We start from the raw sequence: 11,894 nt of genomic DNA, 5'->3' as shown, positions 1-11,894 counted from the left end.
GCCCCGGCCGCCGCTGCCGCGTCCCCTGCCCCGGCCGCCGCGCCCAAGACGCCGGCGCCCGCCATCACCGCCCCGCACACCGCGGTGCCCAACTCCTCCATGCGCAAGGTCATCGCCAAGCGCCTGTCGGAGAGCAAGGCGACGGTGCCGCATTTCTACGTCTCGATGGATATCGAGCTGGATGCGCTGCTGAAGCTGCGGGCCGACCTGAACGCCCGCGCGCCGAAGGACGGGCCGGGTGCCTTCAAGCTCTCGGTCAACGACCTGATCATCAAGGCCGCCGCGCGGGTGCTGCGCCAGTACCCGAACGTCAACGCCTCCTGGACCGATGACGCGATCATCCAGTACCACGACGTGGACATCTCGGTGGCCGTGTCGATCCCGGACGGGCTGATCACGCCGATCGTCAAGAAGGCCGACCAGAAGGGCCTGGCCGCCATCAGCAACGAGATGAAGGACCTGGCCGCCCGCGCCAAGTCCGGCAAGCTCAAGCTGGAGGAGTTCCAGGGCGGCAGCTTCAGCATCTCCAACATGGGGATGTTCGGGGTCACCAGCTTCTCGGCCATCATCAACCCGCCGCAGGGCGGCATCCTGGCGGTCGGCGCCGGGCAGCAGCGCGCGGTGGTGAAGGATGGGGCGCTGGCCGTGGCCACCGTCATGACCTGCACCCTCTCGGTCGATCACCGCGTCGTCGATGGCGCGCTGGCCGCCGAGTGGATGGCCGCCTTCAAGAAGGTGGTCGAGGATCCGCTGAGCCTGATGCTCTGATGGCCGCGCCCGGCTTCTTCCTGCGCGAGGCCAGGCCGCGCGACGCCGAGGAGATCCTTCGGCTGGTCCGCGCGCTCGGCGAGTATGAGAAGCTGGGCCATGAGGTCGTGGCCAGCGCGCAGGACTATTACGGCGCGCTGGCCACCAAGCGCATCAAGGGCATGCTGGCGGAGGTCGAGGGCGAGATCGTCGGCCTCGCCCTCTACTACGAGACCTTTTCCACCTTTGCCGGCAAGGCGGGGCTGTGGGTCGAGGATGTCTTCGTCCAGCCGGAGCAGCGCCGCCTCGGCATCGGCCGGGCGCTGTTCCAGGCCCTCGCCCGCAAGGCGCTCGACGAGGGCCATGCCTGGATGGAATGGAACGTGCTCGACTGGAACGAGCCCGCCATCGCCTTCTACCGGCGGATCGGCGCGGTCGGGCGCGAGGAATGGACCGACCAGCGCCTTTCCGGCGACGCGCTGCGCGCGCTGGCCGGCTGAGCCTGCCTCCCCCGCCGGACGGGGAAGACCGAGATCATCTCACCGCGCCGGGCGCGGACAGGAGAGCAAGACGATGGCCGAGCAGTTCGACCTGGTGGTGGTGGGCGGTGGCCCGGGCGGCTATGTCGCCGCCATCCGCGCCTCGCAGCTGAAGATGAAGGTCGCGTTGGTGGAGCGCGAGCATCTGGGCGGCATCTGCCTCAACTGGGGCTGCATCCCGACCAAGGCGCTGCTGCGCGCCTCGGAGATCAACCACCTGCTGCACAGCCTGGACCAGTACGGCTTCGCCGCCGACAATGTCCGCTACGACTTCGCCAAGGTGGTCAAGCGCTCCCGCCAGGTGGCGTCGCAGCTCTCCTCCGGCGTGAAGGGGCTGCTGAAGAAGCACAAGGTCACCGTCTTCGACGGCAGCGGCAAGCTGGCCGGCCCCGGCAAGCTCAGCGTGACCGGCAAGGACGGCAAGCCCGTCGCCGACATCGCCGCCAAGCACATCATCCTGGCCACCGGCGCCCGCGCCCGCGTGATCCCGGGCATCGAGCCGGATGGCAAGCTGATCTGGTCCTACCGCGAGGCCCTGCAGCCGGACATCATGCCGAAGAAGCTGGTGGTGATCGGCTCCGGCGCCATCGGCAGCGAATTCGCCTCCTTCTACCTCAACATGGGCGCCGAGGTGACGCTGATCGAGGTGATGGACCGCATCCTGCCGGTCGAGGATGCGGAGGTCTCGGCCTTCGTCCAGAAATCCTTCACCAAGCAGGGCATGAAGGTGATCACCGGCGCCCGGGTGCAGGGCGTGCGCAAGACCGCCGACGGCATCGTCGCCGTGGTCGAGGCCGGCAACAAGGTGCAGGAGATCGCGGCGGACCGGCTGATCTCGGCCGTCGGCATCGTCGGCAATGTCGAGAATCTCGGCCTCGAAGGCACCAAGGTGAAGGTCGAGCGCACCCATATCGTCACCGACGAATATGGCCGCACCGGCGAGGCGGGGGTCTATGCCATCGGCGACCTGACCGGCGCCCCCTGGCTCGCCCACAAGGCCAGCCATGAGGGCATCATCACGGTCGAGGCCATCGCCGGGCTGCACCCGCACGCCATGGATGTGTCGAACATCCCGGGCTGCACCTATTGCCGCCCGCAGGTCGCCTCGGTGGGGCTGACCGAGGCCCGCGCCAAGGAGGCCGGGCATGAGGTGCGCGTCGGCCGCTTCCCCTTCATCGGCAATGGCAAGGCGATCGCGCTGGGCGAGCCGGAGGGCTTCGTCAAGACGGTGTTCGACGCCAAGACCGGCGCGCTGCTCGGCGCCCATATGGTCGGGCCCGAGGTCACCGAGATGATCCAGGGCTACACCATCGCCCGCACCCTGGAGACCACCGAGGCGGAGCTGATGCACACCGTCTTCCCGCACCCGACCGTGTCGGAAGCGATGCATGAAAGCGTGCTCGACGCCTATGGCCGGGTGATCCACATCTGAGCGGCCGGCCCGGCCCGGGGGCGCCGCCCCCGGCCGGCACCGCCCCCCTCGCCAGACCCGGCCGCTTCACCATATAGAGACCGGACATCGGCGCCACCGCCGGAGGAGCAGGCATGGCCACGCGTATTCTGATCGACCACCGGGCGGGCGGCGCCGTGTCGGATGCCGGCGCCGCGCCGCGCCCGCTGCGCCACCCCGAGAAGGCGCACCGCCCGGACAACCCGATCAAGCGCAAGCCCGACTGGATCCGCGTCAAGGCCCCCACCCACCCGATCTACCACGAGACGCGCAACCTGATGCGCGACAACAAGCTGGTGACGGTGTGCGAGGAGGCGGCCTGCCCGAATATCGGCGAGTGCTGGTCGCAGCGCCACGCGACCATGATGATCATGGGCGAGATCTGCACCCGCGCCTGCTCCTTCTGCAACATCACCACCGGCATGCCGAAATCGCTGGACGCCGATGAGCCGCGCCGGGTGGGCGACGCCGTGGCGCAGCTCGGGCTGCGGCATGTGGTGATCACCAGCGTCGACCGCGACGACCTGGCCGATGGCGGTGCCGCGCATTTCGCCGCCACCATCGCCGCCATCCGCGCCGCCGCGCCGGACACGACGGTCGAGATCCTGACACCCGACTTCCTGCGCAAGGACGGCGCGCTGGAGGTGGTGGTGGCCGCCCGCCCCGACGTGTTCAACCACAATCTGGAGACGGTGCCGCGGCTCTACCCGACCATCCGCCCCGGTGCGCGCTACTACCACTCGCTGCGGCTGCTGGACCGGGTGAAGCAGCTCGACCCCTCGGTCTTCACCAAGTCGGGCGTCATGGTCGGGCTCGGCGAGACGCGGATGGAAGTGCTGCAGGTGATGGACGACATGCGCAGCGCCGAGATCGACTTCCTGACCATTGGCCAGTATCTGCAGCCCACGGTGAAGCACGCGGCGGTGGACCGCTTCGTCGAGCCGGCGGAGTTCGAGGACTACGCCAAGATGGCCCGCAGCAAGGGTTTCCTCCTGGTGTCCGCCACGCCGCTGACCCGCTCCTCCTACCATGCCGACCGCGACTTCGCGCAGCTGCGCGACGCGCGCAACGCCAGGCTGCGGGCCGGCCAGCAGGTCGACGCCGCCTGATGCCGACCCATGCCGAGAAGCGCATCCTGCGCTACACGCCCGAGCAGCTGTTCAACCTGGTCGCCGATGTGCGGCGCTATCCCGAATTCCTGCCCTGGTGCGTCGGCGCGCGGGTGATCTCGCAGACCGAGACGGAGCTGGTGGCCGACCTGACCATCGGCTTCAAGATGTTCCGCGAGAGCTTCCGCTCGCGTGTCACGCTGGACCGGCCGCATGAGGTGCGCGTCAGCTACGAGAACGGCCCCTTCCGCTACCTGAACAACACCTGGAAGTTCACCCCGGTCGAGCAGGGCACCGAGGTCGACTTCTTCGTCGATTTCGAGTTCCGCTCGGCACTGCTGCAGGCGGTGATCGGCATGGTGTTCAACGAGGCGGTGCGGATGATGGTCCGCGCCTTCGAGCGCCGCGCCATGGCACTCTATGGCCGCGACGGGCGCGCCGCCGCGGCGGCCACGGCGACGCAGCAACCCAAGCCCGCCGGCGGCTGAGCCGCCGGCTTCACGCAGGGTTTGACGCGCGGCCAGGCCGGCGCTGCTGACGCGCGGCGCCGGCTTTGCCATTCTGCGCCGCGATGATCCTGCGATTTCTCCTGCTGATCCTGCTTGGCGCCGCGCTGGTCGCGCGCCCCTCCGGCCCCGCCTGGCTGCAGGCCGTGCCCGAAGCCCTGCTCTGGGGCCTGCTGGTGCTGGTCGCCCTCTGGACGCTATGGCGCCTCTATCGCAGCCTGATGGCTGGCATCCGCGACATGAACGAGTGAGTCGCACCCCGCCAGGACAGCCGTGAAAGGCACGCCGCATGGTGCACGCCCCTGCCCGCCCCCCCGCCGGCGCCCCGCCGGTCCGCATCAACCTCTATTCCGACACCCAGACCCTGCCCACCGCGGCGATGAAGCAGGCCATGATGGCGGCCGAGCTGGGCGACGAGCAGTATGGCGACGACCCGACGGTGAACGCGCTGTGCGACCGCATGGCGGCACTGCTGGGCAAGCCGGCGGCGATGTTCCTGCCCTCGGGCACCATGTGCAACGTCATCGCCATCCTGACGCATTGCCGCCCCGGCGAGGAGGTGCTGGCGCATGAGAGCGCGCACATCCTGACCAGCGAGGGTGGCACCCATGCCGCCCTGGCGGGGGTGCAGATCAACCCGCTGCGCGGCGCGCGCGGCATGTTCGACGCGGCGACGCTGCGCGCCGCCATCCGCGGCGGCGGCCGCTACGCCCCGCCGCAGCGCCTGCTGGAGGTGGAGCAGACCGCCAATATCGGCGGCGGCGCCGTCTGGCCGCAGGCGCGGCTGGACGAGGTGGTGGCGATCGCCCGCGAGCAGGGCTGGTCCACCCACATGGACGGCGCCCGGCTGATGAACGCGGTGGTGGCCAGCGGCATCCCGGCGGCCGAGATGGTGGCCGGCTTCGACAGCGTGTGGCTCGACTTCACCAAGGGGCTGGGCGCGCCGCTCGGCGCCGTGCTGGCGGGGTCGGAGGATTTCATCGGCCAGGCCTGGCGCTGGAAGCAGCGGCTCGGCGGCTCGATGCGCCAGGCCGGCATCTGCGCCGCCGCCTGCATCCACGCGCTGGACCACCATGTCGACCGCCTGGCCGAGGACCACGCCCATGCCCGCACCCTGGCGCGCGGCCTGCGCCAGATCGAGGGCATCGTGGTCGAGGAGCCGGACACCAACCTGGTGTTCTTCGACGTCTCCGGCACCGGGCAGGACGCGGCCGGGCTGCAGCGGGCGCTGCGGCTGCGGGGCATCCATCTCTCGCTGCTGGGCGGGCGGATGCGCGCCTGCACGCATCTCGGCGTCACCGCGCCGATGATCGAGGAAGCGCTGGACGCCATCCGCGCCGTGCTCGGCCGCTGAGCGGCCAGGGCGGGGCGGGGGTCTTCCCCGCCCCGCCGCCCGGCTCAGGCGACCATGTCGGCGAAGGCCAGGCGGCCCTCGTCGCGGCCGTATTTCAGGAAATGCAGCAGGGGATCGTACTGCCCCTCGGCGATGTCGGCATAGGCCGCCAGATAGGCCGCGCCGTCGAAGCGCTCGGAGGGCGTGCGCCCCTCGCGCCAGCCGGATTCATGGTAGTGCTGCAGCGGATCCATGCCGGCCGCCGCCACGTCCGGGTTGCTCTCCAGATACAGGCTGGTGTCGAAATAGGCGTTGGGGTCGCGCCCCTCGCGCCAGCCCTGGGTGGAGTAGTGCCCCCAGGCGCTCAGCCCGGCCTGCAGCACGTCCAGGTTCGACAGCAGGTAGTAGCTGGCGTCGAAGCCGATGACGTTCAGCTCGCCCACCACCGGCAGCGGCAGCCGGCCCTCGGCCTGGCCATAGGCCAGGTAATGCTCGAGCGGGTTGATCCCGGCCGCCGCCACATCGGTGTAGCGCGCCAGATAGGCGCCGGTGTCGAAGGCGGCGGAGGGGTCGCGCAGCTCCTTCCAGCCGAACTCCCGGTAGTGCTGCAGCGGGTCGATACCGGCCGCGGCCACATCCGGGTTCATCGCCAGATAGACCGCGGTGGAGAAGAAGGCGTTGGGGTCGCGCCCCTCGCGCCAGCCGGAGGCGGCGTAATGCGCCTCGGCATCGGCGCCGGCCAGCCAGATGTCGTGGTTCTGCGTGTAGTAGTAGAGATCGTCGAGCAGCGCGAAGCCGTCGTCGCGGATGACGGTGCCGTCGCTGAAGGCGAAGGCCTCGATGCGGATGGCCAGGTCGCCTTTCTCGTCCGGCCGCTCGAAGGCGAGGTAGCGGCCCTCGAAGCTGTAGGTGATGTCGGTCAGCGCCGCGGCGATCACCGCCGTGTCGAAGCCGCCCCGCCCGTCCAGGATGTTGGTGCCGAGGCCACCTTCCAGCCGGTTGTCGGCGCCGTTGCCGAAGATGGTGTCATCGCCGCTGCCGCCGATGGCGTTCTCGATCAGCGAGCGCGGATCGTCCTGGTAGAGCAGCGCGTTGTAGAGATGCGCCTGGGCGACCTCCATCTGGCCCATCGTGGCGCGCTGCTCAGTCCCCAGCACCGTCCAGCCGCCGGGCGAGAGGTCGATCCGCAGATCCGCCTCGTAATTGGAGAAATCATAGGTGTCGTTGCCGCCGCCATCCCAGATGGTGCGCAGGATGACATTCGCGGACGGCGCCCCCTGGCCCACGCCATTGACCGACATCTCGCCGGTGTCCCGGTCGAAACGGTAGACCGTGTCGCCGGCATTGGTCTCGTAATTGGCGCCGTAGAGGTATTGCAGCGCCGCGATGTCATACATCATCGGCGTCTGCGGGTAGCTGCCATCGGGGATGGTGTAGTACTCGAAATTGGCGGCCGTGTAGGGCCGGTAGGTCATGATGGAGAATTCGACGCTGTCCCGGTCGGCGGTCAGTGGCAGCGTGCTGACGCCATACTCCACCGGGCTGCCGCCATCATGCCCGTGCTTCAGCCCGAGCGAATGGCCGATCTCGTGCATGGCCGTGAAATAGGCGTAGCTGCCGATCGGGGCGAGGTTGAACTGCTGCTGGTTGAACCAGATGTCGCCGGCATAGCTGTCCGGGCTGAAGCGCGGGATGTTGGCATGCGCCGTCTCCTCGCTGGTCAGCGTGCCGAAGGTCAGCATGCTGTCGCTGCCGGGCGCCACCTCGCGGAAGGTGAGCTGCGCCACCGCGGGAAACTGGGTCTCCAGGATGAAGCGGATCGCATCGGCCAGGTCCGCCGTGACCGGCTGGAATTCCGCCAGGTCGATGTTGGGCTCCTCGCCCGAATAGCCGTCCGCATCCTCGGGGAAGCTGTAGGTCAGCTCCGTCGCCTTCCAGCGCACGCCCCACAGCACGGCATCGATGTTGCGGTCGCCCGTCCCGGGCACCCTGAAGCCAAGACTCATCACTCATCCCCCCCCGCCGGTACCCCCTGCCGCGATCGGCGGTGGCCCAGGCCAAGCCGCGCCCATGCAAGCATCCGCAGCCCAGGCGCACAAAGGGGAGATGTCTCGAAAACTTGACGGAATGTCGCGGCCGGGGTGGATCGCCCCGGCCGCGCCAAGTCTCAGCCGCGGGTGGCGAGGCGCCCCAGCAGCCGCGCATGGCTGCGGCTGCCCTGGTGCAGGCAGGCCAGCTCGAACTTCTCGTTCGGGCTGTGCACCTGGTCGTCATCCAGGCCGAAGCCCATCAGCAGGCTATCGAGCCCTAGGATGCCCTTCAGGCTGGACACCACCGGGATCGAGCCGCCGCCGCCCGACAGCACCGCCGGCCGGCCGAATTCCTCCTCGAGGGCGGCGCGCGCCGCCGTCACCGCCGGCGAATCGGTCGGGATGGCGACACCCGGCGCGAGCCCGAAGACCTGGAGATTGAGCTGCGCATCCGCCGGCAGGCGCGACTGCACGAAGCTGCGGATGCCCTCGACGATCCTCGCCGGATCCTGCCCCGGCACCAGGCGGCAGGAGAGCTTGGCATGGCCCTCGCACGCGATGACGGTCTTGGACCCCTCGCCCATATAGCCGCCCCAGATGCCGTTGATGTCGGCGGTCGGGCGGGCCCAGAGGCGCTCCGGCGCGCTGCGCCCGGCCTCGCCGCCCGGCACCGACAGCCCTTGCGCGCCCAGGAAGGCGGCCTCGTCGAAGCCGAGCGCCTCCCAGGCGGCGCGCTGCTCGGCACTCGGCTCGGCCACGCCGTCATAGAAGCCGGGGATCTGGATGCGGCCCTGCTCGTCCTTCAGCTCGCCCAGGATGCGGGTCAGCAGGTTCAGCACATTGCCCGCCGAGCCGCCGAACAGGCCGGAATGCAGGTCGCGGTCGCCCTGGCGCAGGTCGATCTGCACATAGGCCAGGCCGCGCAGGCTGACGGTCAGCCCCGGCACGCCGGGCGCCCACATGTTGGTGTCGCTGATCAGGGCGAAATCCGCCGCCAGCGCCGCCTTCTCCTCCTCCAGCACGGCGTCGAGATGGGTGCTGCCGATCTCCTCCTCGCCCTCCACCAGCACGGTGACGGGCAGCGGCGGGCCGCCGGCCACCGTGTGCCAGGCGCGCAAAGCGGCCAGCCAGGTCATCACCTGGCCCTTGTCGTCCACCGCGCCGCGGGCGACCAGCCGCGGGCCGCGCGGCCCCTCGGAGACCACCGGCTCGAAGGGCGGGCTGGACCACAGCTCCAGCGGCTCGGGCGGCTGCACGTCGTAATGGCCGTAGATCAGCACCGGCTTCGCCCCCGGCGCGGCGCCGGTGCCGGGATGGTGGGCGATGACCACCGGATGGCCCGGCGTCTCGCGCAGCCGGCCGGTGAAGCCGATCGCCGCCAGCTCGCGCAGCAGCCATTCGGCGGCGCGGCGGCAATCCGGGGCATGGGCGGGCTGGGCGCTGACACTCGGGATGCGCAGCCATTCGATCAGGCTGGCCTCGGTCTCGGCCCGGGCGGAATCGAGCGCGGCGAGAACCCGCGCGGTCTGGTCGGTGCTCATGGAAGGGAGTGTCGCGCTGGGAAAAGAGAAGGAAAAGGTCGGGGGAATGAATTCCCCCGAACCCCCATCTTTTTTCTGTCAGCGGCCCTGGCGGGGCCAGCGCAAAATGCGGCAGCGCGGAGCGGTATCAAGGCGGGACGCAGAAGGCAGCGGCCCGGCGGAGTGCAGCGTCCCGCCGCACAACAGGACGGCGGCAGCCTGACAGAAAAAAGAAGGGGTCCAGGGGAATTCATTCCCCTGGAGCTTCTCTTTGATCAGTACGCCGTCGCGATCGCCAGGAAATCAGCCGCCTTCAGGCTGGCCCCGCCGATCAGCCCGCCATCGACATGCGGCAGGGCCAGGATCGCCTTGGCGTTGCCCGGCTTCAGCGAGCCGCCATAGAGGATGCGCAGCTTGCTGCCCGCCTCGCCGAAGGCGCGCTGCAGCTCGGCGCGGATGCGGGCATGCATGGCGGCGATGTCGGCCTCGGTCGGGGTGCGGCCGGTGCCGATGGCCCAGACCGGCTCATAGGCCACCACGCCGCCGGCGGCGGCGAAGCCGTCCGGCAGGCTGCCGGCCAGCTGGGTGGCCACCACCGCCTCGGCCTCGCCGGCCAGGCGCTGGGCCTCGCTCTCGCCCACGCAGACCACCGGCACGAGCTTGGCGGAGAGCGCCGCCTCGGCCTTGGCGCGCACGATGGCGTCGCTCTCGCCATGGTCGGCGCGGCGCTCGGAATGGCCCAGGATGACGTAGCGGGCGCCGAGATCGGCCAGCATCGGCGCGGCCACGTCGCCGGTATGGGCGCCGGAGGCGGCGGCGTGGCAATCCTGGGCGCCGAGGGCCACCTCGCTCTTCAGCAGGGCGCCGGCCACGGGGACGAGGTGGGGAAAGGGCGGGCAGACCAGCAGGTCCACACCCGGCGCCTCGCCGGCGGCGACGGCGCGGGCCAGGTCGATGGCCTCGGCCAGGGTCCCGTTCATCTTCCAGTTGCCGGCGATCAGCGGGCGCACACCAGGGGTCATGCTCGGCTCCTCTTGGGTCTCTCTTCCGGGGCAAACGCGCTACAGGCGGCGGGGATGTTTGGCAACGGGGCGGGTTTTCCCTATGGTCCCGCCCGCCTTCACTGTCGCGGAATACCATGCTCACTGCGCTCCGCCGGCTCGCCGGCACCTGGTTCGCCAAAATCCTCTTCGCGCTGCTGGTGCTCTCCTTCGCCGTCTGGGGCATCGAGGACATCGTTCGCCAGTTCGGCAGCGACACATCGGTCGCCCGGGTGGGCCGGGACGCCATCGAGGTGCCCGAGGCCCAGGCCGCCGCCCGCCGCGAGATCGGCCGCGTGCAGCGCCAGCTCGGCGGCAGCTTCGAGATCACCCCCGAGATGGGCGAGGCGCTGACCCGCCAGGCCGTCGAGGGGCTGGTGATGGAGCGCGTGCAGCGGCAGGAGGCCCGGCATCTCGGCCTGGCCGTGCCGGAGGCCGCCGTGCGCGACTATGTCTGGGGCATCCCGGCCTTCCAGGGTCCGGATGGGCGGTTCAACCGCATCGCCTTCGACTCCTTCCTGCGCAACAACCAGCTGAGCGAGGGCGAGTTCCTCACCCTGCTGCGCGCCGATCTGGAGCGGCAGCAGATGGTGGGCGCGGTGCGCGCCGGCGCCGCCGGGCCGGACGCGCTGACCCGCCCGCTGCTGGCCTGGGAGCGCGAGCAGCGCCTGGCCGAGATCGTGCGCCTGCCCTTCTCCGCCGCCCCCGAGCCGGCCGCGCCGGAGGAGGCGCAGCTGCGCCGCTTCCACGAGAACAATGCCGACCGCTTCTCCGCCCCCGAGTATCGCCGCGTCACCCTGGCGGTGCTGTCGCCGGAGACGGTGATGGGCGATGTGCAGGCCACCGAGGAGGAGCTGCGCGCCGCCTATGAGGCGCATCGCGACCATTACGAGCGCCCCGAGCGCCGCAGCCTGCAGCAGGCCCTGCTGCCGGATCGCGCGAAGGCCGAGGCGCTGGCCCGCCAGTGGCGCGAGGGCGCCGATTTCGCCGCCATCACCCAGGCGGCCGAGGCGGCCGGCGGCCAGGCGACGGAGCTTGGCGAGAGCGACCGCGCCGGCCTGCCGCTGCCCGAGCTGGCCGAGGCCGCCTTCACCCTGCCGCAGGGCGGGGTGAGCGAGCCGGTGCAGAGCCCCTTCGGCTGGCATGTGGTGCATGTCACCGCCATCGCCGCCGGCGAGGATCGTGGCTTCGAGGCGGTGCGCCCCGAGGTGGAGGCGCAGGTGAAGCGCGAGCGCGCCGCCGACCTCGCCTATGAGCGCGCCAACCAGGTGGAGGACGCGCTGGCCGCCGGCGGCAGCCTGGCCGAGCTCGCGCCGCGCTTCGGCCTGGGCGTGGCCCAGGCGGTGGTGGATGCCGCCGGCCGCACGCCCGAGGGCGCCCAGGCGGCGCTGCCGCTCTCCGGCCAGGCGCGCGACATCGCGCTGCGCGCCGTCTTCGCCGCGCAGCAGGGGCAGATGCCGCGCCTGGCCGAGGCCGGGCAGACCGCCCTCTTCGCCTTCGAGCTGCAGGAGGTGATCCCCGCCGCGCTGCGCCCCTTCGAGACGGTGGAGCCGCAGGTGCGCGCCGCCTACCTGGCCGATGCCCGCCGCCGGGCGCAGGAGGAGCGCGCCGCCGCCCTGC

The 11,894-nt window shown here is 70.7% G+C and carries 11 protein-coding genes; 8 read left to right on the top strand and 3 right to left on the bottom strand.

Annotated elements, in window-relative coordinates; all coding sequences use genetic code 11:
- From HMPREF0731_RS00465 to HMPREF0731_RS00435, 7 genes are all read left to right on the top strand, one after another.
- On the top strand, nt 1–768 hold a 768-nt coding region (locus HMPREF0731_RS00465), incomplete at its 5' end, for a 2-oxo acid dehydrogenase subunit E2 (RefSeq protein ID WP_040611801.1).
- Nucleotides 768–1,247, top strand: coding sequence for a GNAT family N-acetyltransferase (locus tag HMPREF0731_RS00460; RefSeq protein ID WP_007002000.1), 480 nt, complete (start codon nt 768–770; stop codon nt 1,245–1,247). The genes HMPREF0731_RS00465 and HMPREF0731_RS00460, both read left to right, overlap by 1 nt.
- A 73-nt stretch (nt 1,248–1,320) precedes the next feature.
- Nucleotides 1,321–2,718, top strand: a complete 1,398-nt coding sequence (gene lpdA / locus HMPREF0731_RS00455) for a dihydrolipoyl dehydrogenase (RefSeq protein WP_007001999.1) — start codon at nt 1,321–1,323, stop codon at nt 2,716–2,718.
- Nucleotides 2,719–2,831: 113 nt separating this feature from the next.
- Nucleotides 2,832–3,845, top strand: coding sequence for a lipoyl synthase (lipA, locus tag HMPREF0731_RS00450; RefSeq protein ID WP_007001998.1), 1,014 nt, complete (start codon nt 2,832–2,834; stop codon nt 3,843–3,845).
- A complete protein-coding gene (locus HMPREF0731_RS00445; protein ID WP_007001997.1) occupies nt 3,845–4,333 on the top strand; it encodes a type II toxin-antitoxin system RatA family toxin in 489 nt (162 codons plus the stop codon). Before lipA ends, HMPREF0731_RS00445 begins: the two co-directional genes overlap by 1 nt.
- An 83-nt stretch (nt 4,334–4,416) precedes the next feature.
- Entirely contained in the window at nt 4,417–4,602 is a 186-nt protein-coding gene (locus tag HMPREF0731_RS00440) for a hypothetical protein (protein WP_007001996.1), read from the top strand.
- Nucleotides 4,603–4,640: 38 nt separating this feature from the next.
- Nucleotides 4,641–5,705 carry a threonine aldolase family protein gene (locus tag HMPREF0731_RS00435; RefSeq protein ID WP_007001995.1) on the top strand — a complete coding sequence of 355 codons (1,065 nt, stop codon included), beginning with the start codon at nt 4,641–4,643 and terminating at the stop codon, nt 5,703–5,705.
- 44 nt (nt 5,706–5,749) lie between these two features.
- On the opposite strand, the gene HMPREF0731_RS00430 is transcribed toward HMPREF0731_RS00435, so the two are convergent.
- The 3 genes from HMPREF0731_RS00430 to tpiA form a co-directional block, all read right to left on the bottom strand.
- Nucleotides 5,750–7,690, bottom strand: a complete 1,941-nt coding sequence (locus tag HMPREF0731_RS00430; RefSeq protein ID WP_007001994.1) for a M10 family metallopeptidase — start codon at nt 7,688–7,690, stop codon at nt 5,750–5,752.
- A gap of 161 nt (nt 7,691–7,851) precedes the next feature.
- Complete coding sequence (locus tag HMPREF0731_RS00425; protein ID WP_007001993.1) at nt 7,852–9,255, bottom strand: dipeptidase; 1,404 nt, start codon at nt 9,253–9,255, stop codon at nt 7,852–7,854.
- Nucleotides 9,256–9,509: 254 nt separating this feature from the next.
- Nucleotides 9,510–10,244, bottom strand: a complete 735-nt coding sequence (gene tpiA, locus HMPREF0731_RS00420) for a triose-phosphate isomerase (protein WP_211207891.1) — start codon at nt 10,242–10,244, stop codon at nt 9,510–9,512.
- Between the two features lie 128 nt (nt 10,245–10,372).
- On the opposite strand from tpiA, the gene HMPREF0731_RS00415 reads away from it, so the two are divergent.
- The coding region (locus tag HMPREF0731_RS00415) for a peptidylprolyl isomerase (RefSeq protein WP_007001991.1) at nt 10,373–11,894 on the top strand (1,522 nt) is incomplete at its 3' end.

This window comes from Pseudoroseomonas cervicalis ATCC 49957 (assembly GCF_000164635.1).
Classification (GTDB): domain Bacteria; phylum Pseudomonadota; class Alphaproteobacteria; order Acetobacterales; family Acetobacteraceae; genus Pseudoroseomonas; species Pseudoroseomonas cervicalis.
The sequence above is the reverse complement of the archived record's forward strand: the minus strand, read 5'-3'. Positions and strand labels throughout refer to the sequence as shown.